Source organism: Flavobacterium sp. T50_26, from assembly GCF_057652995.1.
This window is the reverse complement of the sequence record NZ_JBYFCC010000017.1, coordinates 59,430-81,190: the sequence shown is the minus strand read 5'-3', so window position 1 is coordinate 81,190 and position 21,761 is coordinate 59,430. Positions and strand designations below refer to the sequence as shown.

The 21,761-nt window shown below is 31.1% G+C and carries 18 protein-coding genes; 5 read left to right on the top strand and 13 right to left on the bottom strand.

Annotation, left to right across the window (positions count from 1 at the left end):
- Window positions 1–94: 94 nt before the first annotated feature.
- The 4 genes from asnB to AC23MC_RS11365 all read right to left on the bottom strand — a co-directional run bounded on the left by asnB (window position 95) and on the right by AC23MC_RS11365 (window position 7,239).
- Window positions 95–1,711, bottom strand: coding sequence for an asparagine synthase B (gene asnB / locus AC23MC_RS11380; RefSeq protein WP_487568427.1), 1,617 nt, complete (start codon window positions 1,709–1,711; stop codon window positions 95–97).
- A 175-nt stretch (window positions 1,712–1,886) separates the two neighbouring features.
- Window positions 1,887–2,330, bottom strand: a complete 444-nt coding sequence (locus AC23MC_RS11375; RefSeq protein WP_487568428.1) for a hypothetical protein — start codon at window positions 2,328–2,330, stop codon at window positions 1,887–1,889.
- 106 nt (window positions 2,331–2,436) lie between these two features.
- Window positions 2,437–4,203, bottom strand: a complete 1,767-nt coding sequence (locus AC23MC_RS11370; RefSeq protein WP_487568429.1) for a TonB-dependent receptor — start codon at window positions 4,201–4,203, stop codon at window positions 2,437–2,439.
- Window positions 4,204–4,224: 21 nt separating this feature from the next.
- Window positions 4,225–7,239: a tetratricopeptide repeat protein gene (locus tag AC23MC_RS11365; protein WP_487568430.1), complete on the bottom strand. Its 3,015-nt coding sequence runs from the start codon at window positions 7,237–7,239 to the stop codon at window positions 4,225–4,227.
- A gap of 210 nt (window positions 7,240–7,449) precedes the next feature.
- Between AC23MC_RS11365 and AC23MC_RS11360 the strand changes: the two genes are divergently transcribed.
- From AC23MC_RS11360 to AC23MC_RS11350, 3 genes are read left to right on the top strand one after another with little or no spacing between them, the layout of a single operon-like run.
- Window positions 7,450–8,133, top strand: coding sequence for a cell division ATP-binding protein FtsE (locus tag AC23MC_RS11360; protein WP_487568431.1), 684 nt, complete (start codon window positions 7,450–7,452; stop codon window positions 8,131–8,133).
- Complete coding sequence (locus AC23MC_RS11355) at window positions 8,134–9,030, top strand: glycosyltransferase family 2 protein (RefSeq protein ID WP_487568432.1); 897 nt, start codon at window positions 8,134–8,136, stop codon at window positions 9,028–9,030.
- Entirely contained in the window at window positions 9,027–10,010 is a 984-nt protein-coding gene (locus AC23MC_RS11350; protein ID WP_487568433.1) for a class I SAM-dependent methyltransferase, read from the top strand. Before AC23MC_RS11355 ends, AC23MC_RS11350 begins: the two co-directional genes overlap by 4 nt.
- Here AC23MC_RS11350 and AC23MC_RS11345 read toward each other — a convergent pair.
- From AC23MC_RS11345 to AC23MC_RS11335, 3 genes are read right to left on the bottom strand one after another with little or no spacing between them, the layout of a single operon-like run.
- Window positions 10,003–11,076: a glycosyltransferase family 4 protein gene (locus tag AC23MC_RS11345; protein ID WP_487568434.1), complete on the bottom strand. Its 1,074-nt coding sequence runs from the start codon at window positions 11,074–11,076 to the stop codon at window positions 10,003–10,005. The two genes, AC23MC_RS11350 and AC23MC_RS11345, sit on opposite strands and share 8 nt — an antisense overlap.
- A 45-nt stretch (window positions 11,077–11,121) precedes the next feature.
- Complete coding sequence (locus AC23MC_RS11340) at window positions 11,122–11,535, bottom strand: sugar 3,4-ketoisomerase (RefSeq protein ID WP_487568435.1); 414 nt, start codon at window positions 11,533–11,535, stop codon at window positions 11,122–11,124.
- Window positions 11,510–12,334, bottom strand: coding sequence for a glycosyltransferase family 2 protein (locus AC23MC_RS11335; RefSeq protein ID WP_487568436.1), 825 nt, complete (start codon window positions 12,332–12,334; stop codon window positions 11,510–11,512). The genes AC23MC_RS11340 and AC23MC_RS11335 overlap by 26 nt, the downstream gene beginning before the upstream one ends.
- Before the next feature lie 43 nt (window positions 12,335–12,377).
- Between AC23MC_RS11335 and AC23MC_RS11330 the strand changes: the two genes are divergently transcribed.
- Window positions 12,378–13,517, top strand: a complete 1,140-nt coding sequence (locus AC23MC_RS11330) for a glycosyltransferase family protein (RefSeq protein ID WP_487568437.1) — start codon at window positions 12,378–12,380, stop codon at window positions 13,515–13,517.
- On the opposite strand, the gene AC23MC_RS11325 is transcribed toward AC23MC_RS11330, so the two are convergent.
- From AC23MC_RS11325 to AC23MC_RS11305, 5 genes are read right to left on the bottom strand one after another with little or no spacing between them, the layout of a single operon-like run.
- A complete protein-coding gene (locus tag AC23MC_RS11325) occupies window positions 13,512–14,429 on the bottom strand; it encodes a hypothetical protein (RefSeq protein ID WP_487568438.1) in 918 nt (305 codons plus the stop codon). The genes AC23MC_RS11330 and AC23MC_RS11325 overlap by 6 nt on opposite strands.
- Before the next feature lies 1 nt (window position 14,430).
- Window positions 14,431–15,837, bottom strand: coding sequence for an MBOAT family O-acyltransferase (locus AC23MC_RS11320; RefSeq protein ID WP_487568439.1), 1,407 nt, complete (start codon window positions 15,835–15,837; stop codon window positions 14,431–14,433).
- 24 nt (window positions 15,838–15,861) lie between these two features.
- Window positions 15,862–17,133: an O-antigen translocase gene (locus AC23MC_RS11315; RefSeq protein WP_487568440.1), complete on the bottom strand. Its 1,272-nt coding sequence runs from the start codon at window positions 17,131–17,133 to the stop codon at window positions 15,862–15,864.
- The gene (locus tag AC23MC_RS11310) at window positions 17,134–18,222 is read right to left on the bottom strand and encodes a DegT/DnrJ/EryC1/StrS family aminotransferase (protein ID WP_487568441.1); all 1,089 of its coding nucleotides are present in this window, start codon (window positions 18,220–18,222) and stop codon (window positions 17,134–17,136) included.
- Complete coding sequence (locus tag AC23MC_RS11305) at window positions 18,219–19,196, bottom strand: GNAT family N-acetyltransferase (protein WP_487568442.1); 978 nt, start codon at window positions 19,194–19,196, stop codon at window positions 18,219–18,221. Before AC23MC_RS11305 ends, AC23MC_RS11310 begins: the two co-directional genes overlap by 4 nt.
- A gap of 74 nt (window positions 19,197–19,270) precedes the next feature.
- Between AC23MC_RS11305 and AC23MC_RS11300 the strand changes: the two genes are divergently transcribed.
- Window positions 19,271–21,070: a T9SS type B sorting domain-containing protein gene (locus tag AC23MC_RS11300; RefSeq protein ID WP_487568443.1), complete on the top strand. Its 1,800-nt coding sequence runs from the start codon at window positions 19,271–19,273 to the stop codon at window positions 21,068–21,070.
- Here the strand turns inward: AC23MC_RS11300 and AC23MC_RS11295 are convergent.
- Window positions 21,067–21,669 (bottom strand): trimeric intracellular cation channel family protein, encoded by a 603-nt coding sequence (locus AC23MC_RS11295; RefSeq protein WP_487568444.1) that lies wholly within the window; start codon window positions 21,667–21,669, stop codon window positions 21,067–21,069. The genes AC23MC_RS11300 and AC23MC_RS11295 overlap by 4 nt on opposite strands.
- Between the last annotated feature and the right edge of the window lie 92 nt (window positions 21,670–21,761).

The following is a 21,761-nucleotide window of genomic DNA, read 5'->3' as shown; positions in this document are numbered from 1 at the left end:
TAATCATTAAATAGCAGAAAAAACAAAATAAAAAAAAGCGTTCCCCACAACGAGAACGCCTTTAACAAACAAACTAAACTTCCATCATAAAATTTTATACCGGTAAATCCATTTTTGCAATTGAGGTATCTGCTTTCACGTGAGCCGCATTTGCTCTTCCGCTTGGATCTTGGTTTTCTTGCCATTTCGGAATCCATTTTCGCACTGTTTGGGCTGCCGCCACTTGTGGAAAATGTTTATGAAAAATTCTTCTGTAAAAGAACGCTTCTTTCGTAACTGGTGTGTTGTACGGATATAATTCTGCCGCTCTTTCAAATTCTTCCTCTGTAACTTGACTGGAACAATAATCAATTAATGTGTCAATCCAGTTATACCCTACTCCATCTGAAAATTGCTCTTTTTGACGCCACAATACTTCTTCAGGCAAATACGGTTGTTCCGGTGTGTCAAATGCTTTACGAAGAATATATTTTTCAATTCCGTCATAAGTAGACGGCATTTTTTCTTCCGGTTTCACTTTAATCGCTAATTCCAAAAAGGCTTTGTCTAAAAACGGAACTCTCGCTTCCAAACCGTGAGCCATTGTCGATTTGTCTGCACGCAGTAAATCAGCTGTAAATAGCTTTTGCACACGCTCAATCGTTTCTTTCTGGAAATCTTCTACGCTTGGAGCATTTCTAAAATATAAATAACCTCCGAAAATCTCATCAGCTCCTTCTCCTGAAAGCACTACTTTGATTCCCATATCGGTAATTGCTTTCGATAAAAAGTACATTGGCGTACTGGCTCGAACCGAGGTTACATCATAGGTTTCCAAATGCCAAATCAATTTATCTAAAATTTCGATTCCTTGTTCAATTGTAAAATGAATTTCGTGGTGTTGCGTTCCTAAAAACTCGGCTACTTTTCTGGCTGCTTTGGCATCAGGAGCTTCCGCATCTAAACCAATAGAAAAGGAATGCAGAGTTTTGCCCATTTCTTTCATATAACGTGAAGCAATGGAAGACGTTAACGACGAATCTAATCCGCCGGAAAGTAAGACTCCAATTGGCACATCGCTCATCAAACGCTTGCGAACACCTTCTGACAATGTTTCACGAATGGCTTTTAAATCCAATTCTTCCACAGCTAAGGTTTCATCTTCCCATTTCGGTTGATAGTATTTTACAAAACCTGTTTCTTGCGTGTAATAATGTCCAGGAGGAAAAGTGGAAAACGTTTTACATTGGTCGGCAATCGCTTTCATTTCGGAAGCAAAATACATTCTTCCTCTTTCATCCAAACCATAATAAAGTGGTTTTATTCCGAGTGGATCACGACCCGCAATGTAATCGTCACCATCAATTACTACGAAAGCAAACATTCCGTCCAACATATCACAAAAATCGTAACCGAATTTTTCATACAAATGCACAATCACTTCCGAATCAGATGTAGTTCTGAATTTGTGGTCTTTTAAAATTCCGTCTCTTAATTTTTGGTGATTGTAAATTTCGCCATTGTGAATCATCCAAGCAGATGATGTTCCTTGAATAGGTTGTTTTCCGGTATGTAAATCTACGATGGACAAACGTTCGTGAGCTAAAAAATGACCGTTTTCGGTGATGTGTATATCACTTTCATCCGGACCACGGTGCGACATTCTTTTAGATAATTCCTGAACTAATGATTCGTCTTTTCCTTTTCCTATAATGGCTAAAATTCCACACATATTATTTTGCTTTTCTAATTATACTTTAATTATGAAGCAAAAATCAATAATATGTTTATTTATTTAAACACAAAGAACTATTTTGGTTATGATTTTAAACTAAAAATATTATTTTACAATAAAAATGAAACTTAAAAAATCAGATTTTGATGTTTTCAATTACAATCTTTAAATTTTATAAGATAGATTGGATTTTGTATGATACATTGTTGACCGAAATTTCATCTCCTGAAACACTCCCCATCAACATTTGAGCTAACAGAGCTTGAGGAGAAACAGCAAAAATGGTATTCCCTTCTATTTCGACTTTTGGCAAACTAACCGAAATTAGAAAATAAATATCGTTGGCTAAAACTAAACTTCCTGCCATCACTTTTGTATGACTTTTTTCAAAATCAATGGAATCAAAAATGGCTTTCGTTTCTAAAAATTCTTTCAATTTCTGATTTAGTTTTTCCTGTTCCAAATGCATCATTGACAGAGCCGTTTCGTGCTTATCTCCGGCTGAACCTTTGGCATCGTTTTTTGCATCTTCGGTTAAATCAGCAATCATTTGCCGAAGTGAATCGATTTTGGTTTGGATAAAGTTGGAATAGTGTTGAATTATTTTTTGTTTCATTTAGAGTTTCTGAGTTGCTGAGCGGCTGAGTCTAAAAAAGTCCGCAAGGTTCGATAAAACTTTGCGGACTTTGTGAAATCTTTGCGAACTTTGCGGTTAAATAAACTTAAAAATCAAATTTATAATTCGCTCCTAAAACCACTTGGATTTGTTGTGCCGTGAAATTCATCCACTTTTCATACGATTGATTGAACAAGTTGTTTCCTCTTAAAAACAAGGTCAAACGTTCGTTGTATTTATATCCCACGTTAGCATTCACATCAAAATAACTGTCTAAGGTTTTGGTTGTGAAAGCATAAAAAGCAGGATCATTAAAAATATCCGGTGCAATAACTTGGTCTTTTCTCTCGCCAACAAAAAACAAATTCAATCCCGCATACCATTTTTCGGTAATGTTGGCATCTACATTGGCACCAAAAGTGATGGACGGTAAATTCCAAACTTCAGCTTCATCTTTTGCAGAAAGACTTCTGAAAGTTCCATTGATTCCGGCTGAAATATTTTTAGACAAATCAGCTTTTAATTCTCCGAAAAAGCTGAATGTTTTTACGTCATCATACACTACATCAAATGAATTTCCAAAAGCATAAGACTCAACATTATTTGGTAAAGCAGGATCTACAGCCAACGGAAACACATTGTTTCTAAACAAAGCTTTATCGTTTTCTTGCATGTAGGAACCACGCACATTATAACTCACATTTCCGGCTAATTTGCCTTTTAAACCTGCAAAAACATCATACGGTTTGCTAGTTGGAGCTACATATAACGTTGGTGATAAAAACGGATTTTCGTTGGTGAACTCACGATACGAATTTTGCTGTAAATTTCCATCGGCTCCGGCATAAAAAATCATCAAATCGCCTACTAATTTATAGGAAGCCGTGATGTTTGGGTAGATAAAAAACTTGCTTTCGCTATGTTCTAAATCGGCACTATAAAAAAGTGAAACTCCTACATCAAAAGCCCAATCATCTTGCGTTAGCGAAATGGAAGGATTTAATCCGAAATTAGTGAAGCCGTATTTAATTTCATTCAAATCAAAATAATTGCGTTCAAAACTTCCTGAAACATAATCTACGATTACATTGGTTTTCACGGCAGCATCCATGATATCAAATTCAAACGAAGGTTTTACTAAAAAACGATTTTCGGCAGAACCGTAATTATCCCAAAAACGATTATATTTCAAACTCGCTCCGTTGAAAAAACTATCTTCAAAACCAATTTTTCCACCTAAATAAAAGTTATGATACGTGTGCGATGGATCGATTGCTACATAAAAAGCTTCGTCTCTGTTGTAATACGTTTGGTCAATTCCATACCAATTATAAACTTGGTGTTGGTAACCTAAATCAGCATTCCAGTTGAAATTGCGTTGCTGACTTCCATACGTTAAATCCAATGACGTGTTGTAGAATTTATCATCTAAAATCGCCTCTTCAATTCCTCCTTGCGAAGAGTGATGACGTAACATTCCACCCACATAATCACTTCTACTCAATTGTTCTGTAATGAATAATTCGCCAATAATTCTGCCATAATTTCCAAAACCTAACGTGGCATAATTACTAAATAATTTCTCCTTTTTAGGTTTATCTACGCCTGCCGCTTTTCCTTTGGCAGGTGTGAATGTAGAAGCTACCGGAAAAGAAAAAATGTTGTATTGAATTGTTTCTTTTTTGGAATTATCATCATCGTCTAAGGATGGTGTTTCTTTTACTTTAAAAGCATCCGAAATGGTTGCCGAATAAGGCTTAACGACGTTTACAACTTCGGTTCCGATGTTTTCATCTTTCTTTTGCGAAAAACCAATTTGGCTTATCAAAAAAAGAACTACTACGATTGATTTATTTAGATTTGAAATCTTCATGTCTTTAATTTTTGTAATAAATTAGTTTTGGATGGATGAATTGCGTTTTGATTCTTCGGCTTTAATGATATCTAATTCTTTTTGTGCTTCTTCCACTACATCTGTATAATCAGTGAAATTTTTGATAACACTTTCTAAAATATAAGTTGCTTGGAAACTATCATTCAAAGAATAGAAATTCTTCGCCATCAATACCAATCCTTTTGCACTAAAATATTTGTAACCCGAATAGTCTTTTGTTAATTTTTGGATTACATCATTAGACGGTTCATATTTTCCTTCTTTGTTTTTAAAATAAGCATCATAATATAGTGCTTCAGAAGCCAATTCACCTTTTGCAATGGTTTGTAATTTTGCATAAGCTGCTTTTGCTTTCACTTCATCATTGGTTTTGATGGCAGAACGAGCAACAATCATTTGAGCATCACTTTTTATTCTGTCATCTACTTTTGGATTGGCTAAAACTTTATCGGCATACAAAACCGCATTAGTATAGTCTTTTTGTTCGTAATACGATTTCATCAAATTAGATTGTGCAAACGTGATATTTTGAGGGAAATCGGCTTCGGCTTCTAAACGTTTTAAGGCTGGAATAGCTTTTACATAATCTTTTTTCTTGAGATGAATTTCGGTTAAACGAGCCAAACTTTGCTCTGTAAATTCACTTCTTGGTTTGGAAGCTACAAATTCATAGTGCGGAATGGCGTTGTTTTCTAACCCATCAGCAAAATACAATTGTGCCAAATAGAAGTTAGCTTTTAGCGAATGAATTCCGTTGGGAAAACGAGTAACATAATTACTAAATCCGGTAATAGCTCCTTTTGGGTTGTTTTGCAAATATTGTTTTTCTGCAGATTCATACGAAGTATTGTCCAAATCGGCATCGGAAACTTCTACATAATCCAATGTTTTTACCCAATCGGCATATTCATTTACATTTCCGGTATCCACATAAATTTGACGAGCTGTGTTCACTGCTTCTAACGATTCCGGAGTTCGAGGATATTCTGCAGCTACTTTTTTCAGTTTTGTAATGGCCAATTGCGGTTTATTGTCATTGTAATAAATCAAACCTTGACGCAAAATAGCTTTCGCAGCAAACGAACCGTTTTTATATTCATTAACCAACTGATCATATGTTTTTAAAGCCAAATCAGACTTGTTGTTATTGGTATAGGTGTTTCCTAATTCAAACAAAACATCGTCACGGTATTGCGATTTTGGATAACTTTTTAGGAATAAATTCAAATCTTCAATTTTCTTGTCATTTCTGTTTACAAAACCGTAACTCAATGCTTTTTGATAGGCAGCATAATCGGCATCAACACCTTTTAACTCGATTGCTTTGTTGTAGGCTTCCATTGCCGGCCAGTATTTAGCAGATACGAAATGACTATCACCCATTCGCAAATAACTGTCGTTCAAACGAACTTTATCGTCTTTTACGGCATCAATATGATTTTGAAAATAGGTTGCAGCTTGTTCATATTCTTTCAACTTGAAATGTGTATAACCAATGTTGTAATTGATGTTTTTGTATTCCGGAGTTGATTTAGCTTCTGCAAAACCAGTAAATTGTTTGAAAGTCAACATCGCATCGGCAAAATTATCCAAAACATATTCGGTCTCCCCTTTCCAGAAAGTGGCACGAGCGGTGAATTTTGGATCTCTTGGTTCGGCAATGGATTTTTTAAACATTTTCATGGCTTCCGTAAAATCGCCATCCGTGTACAATTCTAAACCTCTATAAAAAGTAACTTTTTGATATGCCGCTTTGTTCGAGAAGTTTTTATTTTTTTCAATTAATTCTAACGCACCTTTGTAGTTTTTTGAAGTGATGAATGAATTAATCAACAAATTTTCTATTTCTAATTTGTTTGGATTGTTTGGATATTTTTCTAAAAAAGCAGACAAAACACCCGGAATGGTTTGGTATGAATTTCCGATTTCGTAACTCAATTTTGCATAATTTAAAAAAGCATCTTCTTGAATTTTTAAATCAAACTCCATTTCCGAAGCATTTTTAAACGCATTCAACGCTTGTTGTTTTTTGTCTGTTTTTAAATAACTTTCCCCTAAATGATAGTACGCATTTTGAGCAACACCATCATTTCCATTGATAATTTTATTGAATTGATTAATCGCATTTTCATAATCACCTTGTTTGTAATAGGAATATCCGAAAAGATAATAATCAGTATTGCTCCATTTTCCTTTTTTTCCTTTATAATCTTTCAAATAAGGAATGGCTTTGTCATATTGTTTTAAGTTAAAATAACTCTCGCCAATAATTTTGTTTAACTCTGATTTTTCCATAGCATCACTTTTTGCCATCGCAGCAAGTCCTAAATCGATTGCCTTTTGAAAATTTCCGAGTTTAAAGTTCATGTCTGCTTGGTAGTACGACATTTTTTCTTTGTACTTCTGCTCGCCTTCTACTTGTTCAAAATATTCGTTGGCTACTTTGTAATCGTCTTTTTCATACGACATATACCCTAAATAATATTTTGCTTGCGAACCATACTCTTTAGAATTTACAACTTTATTGAAATAACTAGTCGCTTCTTTTTTCTTTCCTCCGGTAAAATTGGCATATCCTTTTTGGAAATTAAATCGTTCACGTTCACCGGCTGTTAAATTGCTTTCATCAACTTTTTCAAACCATTGCAACGCTTGCGGAAATTTTCCTTCATCAAAATAATAATGAGCAACTTCGATGTATGCTTGATTGTGTTTGGAACTGGTTGGATAATCCGCTACGAATTTCTCCATCAACAAATCGGCATTCGGTTGATTAAGGCGAATGGCACAATTGGCGATGTAGTAGGCACAATCTGATTGCACTTCGTCATCAGCCTTTTCTTCACTTACTTTCTTGAAAATAATTTGAGCCGATTGATATTGTTTTTCTTTGTATAATTCAATGGCACGATTATACTCTTTTAAGTCATGAGTATAAATTTCTGTTTTTTGGGCTAAAGCGGTGAAATTTACCGTTATCCAAAATAGGAAAATAAACCAATTTTTCTTTTGCATGGGATTCAGTTTTGTTTAATTTACAAATTTAGGGTTTGCTTTGTGTAGTAACGAGGTAATGGTTGTGTTTATTATGAACAAGGTTTTAAACAATTCTTAAAGTTTCGGGTTACGAGTTACTGGTTTGAAAGTTGAGTTTTATGAATGAAATAAAATAAAATTTTGAAAACCATCGTTAACTTAGTACTTTTACCACTTAAATTATAATTTATGTCGAATACGATCGCTTCTTTAAAAAACGTCAATATTTTTCAGGAACAAAACATGATTTTAAAAAATGTCTCTTTGGAAGTAAACCGTGGAGATTTTATTTATGTGATTGGAAAAACCGGATCCGGAAAAAGTAGTTTTATGAAAACGCTTTACGCCGATTTGCCGTTGATCGAAGGCGAAGGTTCGATTGTAGATTTTGATTTAGCTAAATTGAAAGAAAAAGATATTCCGTATTTGAGAAGAAAAATCGGGATTGTTTTTCAGGATTTTAAATTGTTACCAGACAGAAGTATTTTTGAGAATTTAGAATTTGTTCTAAAAGCAACCGGTTGGATTGAAAAAGCCGAAATGAAACAAAAGATTGATGAAGTAATGGAAAAAGTGGGTATGAAATCAATGCTTCACAAAATGCCACATCAACTTTCGGGTGGGGAACAACAACGCGTTGCCATTGCCAGAGCTTTGTTAAACGATCCGGAATTAATCTTAGCCGATGAACCAACAGGAAATCTTGATCCGCAAACCAGTGTGGAAGTGATGGAAGTATTGCGAAAAATCAACCAAAACGGTAAAACGATTATTATGTGTACGCATGATTATGCCTTGATTATGAAATTCCCATCGAAAACATTGAAATGTGAAGATAGTACTATTTTTGAGGTGGTACAAAGAACGGTTTAGATGATTTCTATCCTGATTCCGACATATAACTATTTTATTGAAAATCTTGTAAATACTTTACACCAACAATGCATTTCGGAAAAAATTGATTTTGAAATTATTGTTTTAGAAGATTGTTCCTCTGAAAATTATATTGTTCAAAATAAAACAATTTCTTCATTTACAAATTGTTATTACGAAGTAAACCAAAAAAATTTGGGTCGCACTAAAACCAGACAAATCTTAGCCCAAAAAGCAAAATTTGATTGGATTTTGTTTTTAGATGCTGATGTTATTCCGGAAAATGAAACCTTCATAAAAAAATACATTTACTATCTAAACGATTCAAATTTTGTAGTATTTGGCGGTTATAAATACCAAAATAATCTTTCGGAAGCTTCAAAAATATTACGATATAAATACGGAAAACAAAGAGAAGAAAAACCTGTTTCTGTTAGAACTGAAAAACCTTTTCTATTTGTTTTTTCAGGTAATATGCTAATTCAAAAGGAATTATTTTTAGAATTAAATTACACTGAAAATGAAAAATTGTATGGTATGGATATTTACTTTGCCTATCAACTTTTTTCAAAGAAAATTACTCCTCTTCACATTGATAATTCAATTTATCATCTTGGTTTAGAAAGCAATGAAGTTTTTTTTGAAAAGTCGTTACAAAGTGTGATCTCTAGAAAGCAATTTTTAGCTGACAAACAAGGAATTGACTCGTTGAATCCTCTTTTAAAAGCATATAAAAAATTAAAGAAATATTATCTTGATAAACCGGTTGCTATAGCATTTTATTTGTCAAAAGCTTTTTTAAAATCGAATATACTCAGCAAGAATCCTAACCTACATTATTTTGATTTATATCGTTTAGGTTATATTTGTTCTTTAAATTCAAAACAAAAAACATGAAATTAGCTCGTATTATTACAATTGATGATTTTGTGGAAACATATTGTAAATTAAAACAAAGAGGTTTTGCATTTATTTTGTCGAAGTTTACATTTAACGATCGCTTGAGAACTTTAAGTGCTTTTGATACTCCAAGAGATAAAACTTCAAATTGGTGGACTATTCCTTACATTTATAAAAGATGGTGTTTTTTGGTTAGTGGAAATACAGAAATAAATTTTCAAGATTATTTTTTTCAAAAATATTTTAAGGATAAAAAAGGATTAACAATTTTATCTTTAGGAACAGGTTCGTGTAAGTTGGAATTAGATTTAGCCAAACATTCTGAATTTGAGAAAATAGTATGCGTTGATATTGCAAAAAGTCTATTGAATAAAGCAGAAGAAATTGCAAATTCAAAAAACTTAACAAATATTGAGTTTTTATGCACAGATTTGTACAAGTATGATTTTCAAAAAGAATCTTTCGATTTAGTAATCTTCAATTCTTCCCTTCATCATTTTAAAGACATTGACAAACTTTTGTCTGAAAAAGTTAAATATTGCCTGAAAAAAGAAGGTAAATTAATGATAAATGAATATGTTGGTCCTGATAAACTTCAATTTACTGCAGATCAGATTAAGGTGATTAACCAAGGGATTCAGCTTATTGATAAAAAATACAGAAAACGAAGCGGAACAACTATTTATAAAAACAAATTTTATGGAAGTGGACTGCTGCGAATGTATGTTGCAGATCCTTCAGAATGTGTAGAGTCAAGTCAAATTTTACCTTCCATCAGAAAACATTTTACAATTCTTGAAGAAAAACCAATTGGAGGAAATATTTTAATGGGCGTTTTTAAAGATATTGCTTATAATTTTATTGAAATTGATTCTGAAAAAGAGAAAATAATGCAAAAGTTATTCGATTTAGAAGATGAATTTATAAGAGGCAATCCTTCAGATTACTTGGTTGGAATTTATCAAAAACCTAATTAATGATTTTATTGTAAAGCATGATCCATTGCTGCATAATTTTTTCTCGATTGTATTTCTCGCTACTTTGTTTTGCGTTTTTTCCCATTTGAATGCGTAAATTTTCATTTTCAATGAGTTCTATCACTTTGGTGGAAAATAATTCAATATCAAAACAAGAAATCAAAAATCCATTATGATCATTTTCTATAATTGATGAAGGTCCTGTTGGAGCATCAAATGAAACACAAGGAAGTCCGCAACTCATCGCCTCTGTTAAAACCAGTCCGAAAGGTTCAATTCGAGAAGTCATCAAAAAAATTGAAGCCTCGGAATATTTTTCTTCGATTTCAGAAACAGGCTCATGCACAAAAATAGAATTACCTAACCCTTTTTCATTTATTGTTTTCTGAATATCAAATTCAGGAAATTTTTCTCCATAAACTTCCAAAGTCCAATCAGGATGTTTTTGATTTACTTTATCCCATATTTGAATAAGAAAATCAACTCCTTTCACTAGTTTTAGCCTTCCAACAAAAATAACTTTTTTATTTTGCAGAGAGCTTTGTTTTGAATTTGGAATTGTAATCGGATTCGGAATCACATACAAATTTTTTAAATTCCATTTTCGAGCTTCATTTTTGGAAAGCACTATAAAAGCACTAAACTTTTTTGAAGAAATACTTATTAAAATTTTAGAAATCCCGAGAATTCCTAAAAGTTTGTTATTATCAGTAATAAGTTGGTCTTTGGTTGAATGAAGTTCATAAACTGTTTTAGCATTTTCGGGAATTAAAAAAGGAATTAAAAAGCCTTTGAGTCCGTTATCAGTGACAATAACCAGATCAGGATTTATTTCATTATAAGAAGATTGAATTAGTTTCTTATAAATAAATAAATCAGAAACATTTTGTCTTTCAATATGAATAATTCTATTATCCAAAGGAAAATAGATAGGTCGATTTTCAGAATTTGTGGTAAGTAGATAAATTTCATAATTCATTTCAGCAAGATAATTCAACCGAACAGAAAGACTTCGCTGTAATCCTCCTGAACCATCGATTCTTGTAGAAATATATAAAATTTTCATATGTACTAATTAAAACAATTTCCAATTCCTTTTAAAGCCAAAACATTATACTTTTGACTCTAAAAAATCTTCAAAAACTCGAATATAATCTTCTTCTTCAAAAACCGCTGAAGCCAAAACCAAACAAACAGAACCGGAAGAAAAGTTTTTGAGTTCACGCCAAATTCCTTCACTAATTAATAATCCTTCATACGGCTTGTTTAAAGTTATCGTTTTTTCTGTTTGTCCATCATTTAAAATCACATCAAAACTACCGCTAAGAGCGATTAAAAATTCTTTTTGCTCAATGTGTGCGTGTCCGCCACGCTCTGCTCCTGCAGGTACGTCATATAAATAATAAACTCGTTTGATTTCAAACGGAATTAAATCATTTTCTATTACCGATAGATTTCCACGTGTATCAGGAATTTTTGGAATTGAAATTAGTTCACAATTAGTTACTGATTTTTTTATATTCATTTTTTCCTAAAATTGCTTGTTTGTATAATTTTGATAAAACAGAAAATGAAATTTTTCTTTGTTTCAATTCAAAAAATAATTTTAAAAGTATCCAAAATTTATAAGTTGAGCCAAAATTACGATAAAAAAAAGCTCCAGAATAATAATAAATTTCATGTTTGCTCAAAATAATCGACGAATGTTTTTCATCATGATAGCATAAAACTTCTGGAACATAACCAATTGTTACACTTTCTTTTTTAAAATCTAACAAAAGTGAATTTTCTTCTCCAATCGCAAATTTTGCTCCTAATCCGAAGTTTTCATCATACAAAATAGTTGTCTTATCAAAAACACTTTTTCTGAAAACAAGTTCTACCGACATCGTGTTTAACACCTCAAATTTATTCAAACTTTTAATGAAATTTGTTGGATAGTTTCTTAAAAACTTCTTTTCAAGTGATTGAACCTGAAACCGAAGTATGTTTTGATTGGGATAATTAGTAAACGAATTGATGATTTTTTTGACGAAATCATCTGCAAAAACCACATCATCATCGGTTAAAATAATAATTGATTTTGAGGCATTTTTTATACCTAGATTACGACTTTTAGATAATCCTATTTCAAATGAATTAACCACCTTAACCGATTCAAATTGAGATGATAATAATTTATTTTCCGTTGTTTGATTGATGATTAAAATAGAAAACTCAGAGAAATGATTCATCGGAAACATCGGAATCAAAAAATCCAACGACGTTTGGTTCATCGTTGAAATAATTATTTCCAAATCGTCCTGCGTAAATTGGTTTGTCAATTTGTTTTATATTTACACAAATATAAAAATTTCATCTTCATTAATGCGAATACTTTTAGTTGGAGAATACAGCCGTTTGCATAATTCCCTAAAAGAAGGGTTACAAAAATTAGGTCACAAAGTAATTATTGTGAGCAGTGGCGATGATTTTAAAAATTTTGAAAGTGATCTTTCAGTTAAAGCAACTTTTTTTTCAAGTTTTTGGTTCACTAGAAAATTGAGAAATGGCCTGAGACGATTTTTTAAATTTGATTTTGAAAAAATTGAAAGAGCCATTCGATTTTATTTAATTTTACCAAAATTAAAAGGATTTGATCATATTCAATTGATAAATTCTGATGCTTTAGAACTCAATCCTACCATTTCTTTATTCTTTTATAAAAAATTATTTTCACAAAACAAGAAATTTTCTCTTTTGGTTTGTGGCGATGAAACTCCGGTAATTGAATATCTGTTAAAAAACGAAATGAAACATTCCATTTTGAGTCCGTATTTGAATGATTCATCTTTAAAAAATCAGTACAATTTTTCATTAAAATATGTCCAACCCAATTATGAAAAAGTTTTTAATTGGTTGAAAGAGAATGTAAATTCAATTATAGTTTCTGATTTGGATTATAAAATTCCGATGGAAAAGATGAATTACAAAGTAAATTTTATTCCAAACCCAATCAATACAGACAAAATAAATTTTTCTGAATTAAAAATTAATGAGAAAGTGATTATTTTTCTGGGAATTAATCGGTTGAGTTTTATCAAAAAAGGCATTCATTTTTTTGAAGAAACGTTAAAAATAATTGAAGAAAAATATGATGATAAAGTAGAAATTATCATCACTGAAAATATTCCTTATCAACAATACATTTCATTGTATAACAAAGCTCACATTATTTTAGACCAAGTTTATGCCTACGATCAAGGTTATAATGCTTTGGAAGCCATGGCGAAAGGAAAAGTTGTTTTCACGGGTGCTGAACAAGAATTTGTTGATTATTATAAATTAACGGAACGAGTTGCTATCAATGCTTTGCCGGATGTGAATGAATTGGTAAAAGAGTTATCATTTTTAATTGAAAACCCTCAAGAAATTATCCGAATTGGAAAAAATGCGAGGGATTTTATTGAAAAGGAGCATAATTATGTAAAGATTGCTAAAAAATATTTGAACGTTTGGCAATCATAAATTGGAAACAAATTCACTTACAATTTTTGAACATTTTACTGCTCCATCCGAATGCAAATGATCTGCATCATAAAAATCATTATTTGAAAATCGATTATCTTCAAACAAATTTAGATAAAAAACGTGGTCATTTTTATTTGCTAAAGACTTAAGCGTTTTAAAAACTAGTTGTTTTTTGGTTTGATTAATTCCACTGGAATAATCTTTAGAAACAGGCATTGATAAAAGAACTACATTATATTTTTTTTGTTTACAAATCTGAATTATATCTTCAATTTTTTTGACATTCTCAGAAATATCATCAACTTGATTTTCATGTTTATTGATGATTGAATTTGCAACTGATGAAATTAAAATTCGATCTTTTTTATTATAATTATATCCAAAACCGGTTGAATCTACATCTAAAATAGTTCCTTTTGTAAAATAGGTGTTGATGTGTCGAACAGATGTTTGAAAGCTATTAATCAACGAAGCACTATATGTTTTTGAACTTAAATTAGAAACAGTTGGAACATCCAAATCCATAAAATGATGGTAATAATATTTTCTCCAAATGTCTTCACCGGAATCATCAACTTGAAATAAACTGGTGTATTCTACAGAAATTACAACAGTTTTTAAATTAGTGAATTGAGAATGATAGGAATCAAAAAGTAATTTATCGAAATATAAAGTTTGACTAATATTAGATAAATTAAATGTTTTTTTCTCAAAATAATTAGGATTTAATCCATACAAAACATGCGAATTACCCAAAAGTAAAAGCTCAATATTGTCTTTGCTTTTTACTACATTTTTATATTTATACGAATAATTATTTGGGACATTTCTGTAAAATAATTCCAGCAATAACCAAACTAGTAAAAGCAAAACAAAAAACGGACTATATTTTTTTAGAAATTGAATCATGTTAAAATTGAAAATAAATAAATTTTTGCGATTCTCCTTTAAAGTAAAAAACAACAAAAATGAGTACTAGATAAATAGCATATCTTACGTTGACAGATTTTATAAATGATAAATCAAATAAATGGCTCCGGTTTCGTTGAAAATATTCTGCCAACATCATCAAAACTAATAACAAAAATAAACCTTTTGAAATGGTTGGAATTGTAAATAAGCTTTCTGAAAATAATATGCTCAAATAACTTTTTGCTTGATCAAAACTTTCTGCTCTAAAAAATACTCGTGCAAGGGTTAAAGCAGTAAAAGTTCCTAAAATTGAAAGCAGTAAAAAATCTGATTTTAAAAATTGAAGCTTATCTTTTACATATTTTCTATAATAAATCAATGTAATGTAAAGAATCGCTTGAATAAAGCCATAAATAATAAAATTCACACTTGCACCGTGCCATAATCCGCTTAAAAGAAAAACGATTACAAGATTTCGAATCATCATAAATTCGCCAAACTTACTTCCGCCAAGCGGATAATAAATGTATTCTTTGAGCCAATTTGAGAACGAAATATGCCATCTTCGCCAAAAGTCGGCCATGTTTTTTGCTAAGTAAGGATAATTAAAATTACTGACCAGATTGATTCCTAAAAGTTTAGCACTGCCAATTGCTATATGAGAATAACCTGAAAAATCTCCATAAATTTGGAAGCTAAAATAAACTGCAGCCAACATCAAATTACTACCCGATTGATTTTCGTAATCTTGGTAAATAGTATTCACAATTGCAGCACAATTATCCGCTATGACGACCTTTTCAAACAAACCCAATAGAATTAGTTTCATTCCGTCTGAAGCCATTTTATACTCAAATATTTTCTTTTGCTTGAGTTGTGCCAATAGATTTTGAGCCCTTTCAATCGGACCGGCAACTAATTGTGGAAAAAAAGCAATGAAAACGGAAAAGGTAATTAAGTTAGTTTCTGAATTTACTTTCTTTTTGTACACATCAACTAAATAGGCAATCGATTGAAAAGTGTAAAAACTTATACCAATTGGCAAAATAATTTCTAGCGTATTAAATTGATTTGTAGAACCAAAAAAACTGAAAAGAGTGAGAAAACTTTCAATGAAAAAATTGAAATATTTATAATAGAAAAGAATTCCCAAATTGAAAATTAATCCGAAAATTAAAAGCGATTTTGAGTGTTTTTCTAACTTTTCAATTAAAATCGCAACACTATAATTAAGTAACGTAGAAAAAATTATCAATCCTAAGAATCGCCAATCCCAGCACGCATAAAAAAAATAGCTCACTATGAGAAGAAAAATATTTTGCCCGCTCACTTTCTTGGAAATCGACCAATAAATGGCAAAAACCAATGAAAAAAAGACAAAATATTCAACTGAATTAAAGAGCATATTTCCTTATGATTTTATAAAAAACTAAACAATTGATTTCCTAAAATAGATAACTAATAAGATAAAATATAAAAAATAAGTTATTGAATATGCAATTACAGCTCCTTCCGCTTTATACAAGTTTATCGCAAAATATCCTGTTATAATTAACAATGAATACGAAAAAATTTCGGTAACAAAATAAGCAAATGTTTGTCTTTTTGCCAGAAAATGTAAGGCTAAAATCCAGGAGCAAACCTTGAAAAAATCGCCTAGTAATTGCCATAAAAACAACTCCGAAACCGGTTGAAATTCTTTTGTAAATAAAATTGAAATAATTAAATTTCTACTGAAATAAATTAGCACAATTCCAACAAAAAAAACGGGAACAATTGTTTTAAAATAATTTCGAAAAATTAATTTGGTTTCTTCTTTATTTGAAACGGCGAGTTGTGGCAGAAAATACATGCTCATCAAAGAGGAAACAAAAAGCATGTAATAACTTGAAATTCTGCTCATTGACTCCCAATAACCTGCATTATCAATTCCAGAAGTATCAATTAAATGATTTCGTAAAAAAATATAAATCATTGGTCCGGTAATCGCTGAAAAAAGTGCCATTGCCGAATAAGAACTTAAGTTTTTAAGAATCTTTTTATCAAAAAATTTTAATCGAATAAATTGGAATAACTTAATTTCTTTAAAAACAAAAAATGAAGCTATAAAAAAATTAGTTGTTGGAGCTAAAACCATCGCTAACAAAGCTCCTAATACATTATAATTAAAAACTAAAAACAAAGAAAAAACGAATCCAATTATGTTTCCAATGATTGAGATGTAAACTACTTTTTTGTATTTTTCTAAACCATTGATTAAAGAACTGAAAAAAAGAGAAAAACCGTAGAATGGTAAACTAAAAATAATGGCTTTAATTATTATCTCATATTCATTTTCTGAACTAAATAAATAGGATGCAATTGCTTCTCGAAAAATAAACAATCCAACTCCTAAAAGTAATATAAACAATGAAATTGTAATAGCTACTGTTGAAATTAACTTCTTAAATTGCTCGTTATCTTCTTTAAATTGTGCCGTATATTTTATAATTCCGTTCTGAAAACCCAGCGTTGCAAAACTTTCCAAAGAGGTTTGAAAATTGCGTAAATTTCCAACCAAAGCCATTCCGGCAGGACCAACATAAATAGCCAACACTTTTGAAATTACTAGTCCCAATCCGATTCTTAAAAGTATAGCAAAACTGTTCAACGAAGATATTTTGAACCAAGCAGCACCGACTATATCTTTTAAAAATTTCAATTAATAGTGGTTTAGTAAATGAACTATTCTACTCACTTCCTCTTCCGTCAACACCGGACTCATCGGCAAACTCAACACCTCACGATGAACTTTTTCTGTAATTGGGAAAGATAACGTATTAAATTCTTTCAATGCTTTTTGTTGATGTGGCGGAATTGGATAATGAATCATCGTTTCGATTCCGTTTTCTTTTAAATATTCCTGTAATTCATTTCTGTTTTCTGTACGAATAACAAACAAATGAAATACATGATTGGCTGAACCATCATAAAAAGGTAAAGTAATTTTATCGCTTTTTATTTCAGTTAAATAACGATTGGCAATTTCTCTTCGCTTTTGATTATCATCATCTAAATAGGCTAATTTCACATTCAAAAAAGCAGCTTGAATTTCATCTAATCGGGAATTTATCCCGATAAAATCATTCACATATTTTTTTTCGGAACCATAATTTCGCATGGCTCTGATTACTCTATTCAATTCATCATTATTTGTAACCACAGCTCCTCCGTCGCCTAGACAACCAAGATTTTTGGAAGGATAAAAACTGTAAGCTGTTGGATATTGGCTGATGGGTAATGGGTAATGGGCTCCGTGCGACTGAGCTGCATCTTCAATAACCAACAAATTATATTGCTTTGCAATCGCTTCAATTTTATCCATTTCGGCCAATTGTCCGTATAAATGAACGACTAGAATGGCTTTGGTTTTTGAAGTGATTTTTTCAGCTATTAAATCCGGATTTAAATTGTAAGTTTCTAATTTTGGTTCAACTAAAACAGGAACTAAATCGGCTTGCAAAATTGATAAAATACTTGCAATATAAGTATTGGCTGGAACAATAACTTCGTCTCCTTTTTTCAGTTTTCCTAATTCGATGTAGGCTTTAAAAATCAAAACTAACGCATCTAAACCATTACCAACTCCAATACAATATTTAGAATGACAATAGTTTGCGAAATTTTCTTCAAATAATTTGACTTCATCACCTAAAATATACCAACCTCGTTGCATGAACTCTTCTAACTTTTCATGGAAAGCAGTTTCATAGCGTTGGTTGACTTTTTTTAAATCGAAAAATTTTATCATAGAATTACTTCCGTTAATTTGGAATAATTTTTAGTTTGAACTTCATAAAAATCTTGCGTTAAAATTTTAGAACCAAAACTTTCTTTCCAATACGATAGTCCGCCATTTAACTTTTTCCCTTGTTCTTCATTCGAAATACCAAAATCAAAATACTTCTTATCTATGAATACTTCTGTAAGTAAATAATGATGTAAAAAATCTAATGTTCCATAATCATTTTTAAACAAATTTGCCGAAATATATTGCGAATGAGCTACATTTTTACTTTCAAAAATTGTTGTTCCTCCAACTAATTCATTTTCTTTATAAACATTAAATTGTCTAATCCTGTTAGGAAATTTACTTTTTAAAATCGTAATTTCCTCTAATGAATGAACGGGTTTAGCATTATGTTTATTCAATAAATTAGGAATTAAAATAGTATTCCAAAAAGCTGAAAAATCATTTTCTTCTTTAATTTCCAATTTATTTTTAAAACCTCTTTTTACACCTTCTTTTCTGTCTTTAGATAAATGCATTTTTTTTGATAAATCAATTACAGCAAGTGTGTCTCTACGAATCAATTTTGCTTCTGCTAAAAATAAAGCGTACTTTATTTCATCTGAAAAAAAATCACAATAAATTGATGGTATCTCTTTTAAAACCAATTTACTGATTTCACTTTTATAAAGTTGTTCTAAAAGTGATTTAAAAATTAAAATTACTTTTTCTAATTTCAAATCATCCTTAAAAATCAAACCACCATAGGTTAAACCTTGGTGCGAAAAAACTTCTTGATTTACTCTATTTGCTGGAAAAACGGCAATCCAATTTTTATCGTCTTCAATGATTAATGAATAATCTTCAAATCGATCTTGATGGTATTCCATAAAATTACGATGAAACAAAAAAGTTGCATTTTTGGCTTGATTTATAAAATCATTCCAAGGTAAAAAATCAGTTGAACTATATTTTCTTACTGTATAATTTTGCACGAACTTTTGTTAATTTTTAATCTTAATCAATAAAAATAGTATCTTTAAAACCCAATTCAAGACCAAGATTCAATATGAAACGAAAATACAATTATTTTCTGTTATTATGGTTACAATTTTTTGTATTCTCTGCAATGGCTCAAGATGTAACTTTCTATCAGCAGTTTAGCGGACGATATGATTTTACTTTGATTGGTAATACGTTGAACACAGAAGAAAATAATCCGACGTCTAATTTTACCTTTTTTACCCAGTCTAGTGCCGAGCTAAATTTAAGTCCACAACAAACCGTTCTAAAAGCTTATCTATATTGGGCTGGATCAGGTACTGGAGATTTTGATATAACGTTAAATGGCACAGAAATTTCGGCAGAAAGAACCTTTAGCCACTCTCGATTAATTTTTGGGTCAACATTTGACTTTTTTGCTGCATCTACAGATATTACTGAGCTTATTCAAGAAAATGGGAACGGAACTTACACTTTTGCAGATATTGAAATTTCGGCTGCTTTGCTACAACATTTTCCGTTCCGAACAAATTTTAGCGGTTGGTCCATCGTAATTATTTATGAAGAAGACAGTCTTCCCATCAATCAAATTAATCTTTATGATGGTTTAGAAGGTTTGCCTACTGAAATCGATTTTGTGTTAGATAATTTACTAATAACCAACAACTTAAATTCTAAAATTGGTTTTTTAGCTTGGGAAGGTGATACCGCTCATCAAATCAATGAAAACATCCGAATTAATGGCAATATTGTGCAAGAGTTACCGCTGAATCCGATTAACAGAATTTTTAATAGTACAAATACAATTACAGGTAGTTCTGATTTGTATAATATGGATATAGATATATTTACTTTAGATGATTTTGTTAACATTGGCGATACTATGGCAGATATTAGAATAACGTCTGGTGGTGATTTTGTTTTAATTAATACCGTTTTAACGAAATTTACAACAGAATCAATTGATGCCAGCATTGAAATTGATTGGGTTCAAACAGAATGTAGTAGTCGTGAAATTGAAGTTGATTATACAGTTTATAATACAATTTCTAACAATTCGTTGCCAATTAATACACCCATTGCCATTTATGCAAATGATATTTTGGTCGGCACAACCTTTACAACAATTGAAATTACTCAAAATCAAAGTGAATCTAATTCTATTGTTATTCAAATTCCAACCACCATTTCTTCTCCATTTCAACTAACTTTCTCGGTTGATGATAGTGGCGACGGAACAGGAATTATTCTTGAAACTAACGAAGAAAACAATGATTTTAGTACTGAAGTGAATTTGTCTGTCTCTATTCAATTGCCACCAATTGAGCCTTTTATTTCTTGTAATGAAGGCTTTGGAAGCGGTTCATTTGATTTAGAAACATTGGCAAATGAACTAGCTCAAACCTATGAAGGTGAAATTAGCTTTCACGAAAATCTTACTGATGCAGAATTAGATAACAATGCAATTTCTACACTTTCAAATTATCAAACCGAAACACCTAAAAAATTGTATATCAGATTAGAAACCGATCCATGTTCATCAATAACTTCGGTTGATTTAGAAGTAAAAAATTGTCTGCCAACTGTTTACAATTTTATTTCAGCTAACGAAGACGGTTTTAACGATTACTTTTTTATTGATGGATTACGAAATGTTTTTTTGAATTTTCAAATAGAAATCTATAATCGTTGGGGACAATTACTTTGGAAAGGAAATCAAAACACCGAAGATTGGCGTGGCGAAGTTACCGAAGATGTGAAATGGAGTAATGATATTTCATCTGACGGAACTTACTTTTATCTTCTGTTTCTAAATGATCCGGATTATCCAAAACCAATGCAAGGCTTTTTATATATTACCCGTTAAACCTTTCCAACGGTTGGCAAATACCATTTGAATTTTACAGCCATTAAACGAATGGTGATGATTACTAGCGAAGTTGCTAAATACAAAACATCATTATTCAAATTAAAATATTTTAAAGAAAAGAATACCATTCCACCAATAATACAAATGGTGGCATAAATTTCTCTTCTAAAAATAATTGGAATTTCGTTGCATAAAATATCTCGAATTACTCCGCCAAAACATGCAGTCATTGTTCCCAATGCAATACAAATAATAGGGTGTAAACCAATTTCAATTCCTTTTTCTAACCCGATTAGCGTAAAAACTCCCAAACCAATCGTATCAAACAGAAAAAGTGATTTTCGTAATCGGTCTAATTTTTTTCTGAAAATAAGTGCTAAAAAAAATCCTAGCGAAATCATATACACATACGTCAAATCTTGCATCCAACCCACGGGTGTTCTTCCAATGAGTACGTCACGCAATGTTCCACCACCAACGGCTGTTACAAAAGCAATGATAAATACCCCAAAAGGATCGAGTTTTTTATTCAAAGCAGTTAAAACACCGGAAATTGCAAAAGCCATAGTTCCGATAACGTCGAGGAGATGAAACATTTTAATAATTCATTAGATTGGCTGCAAAGGTAGAAGTTCTTTTTATTTTTATATGTTTGTTCAAGCTTATTAAATAATTTCAGCAATCTAAA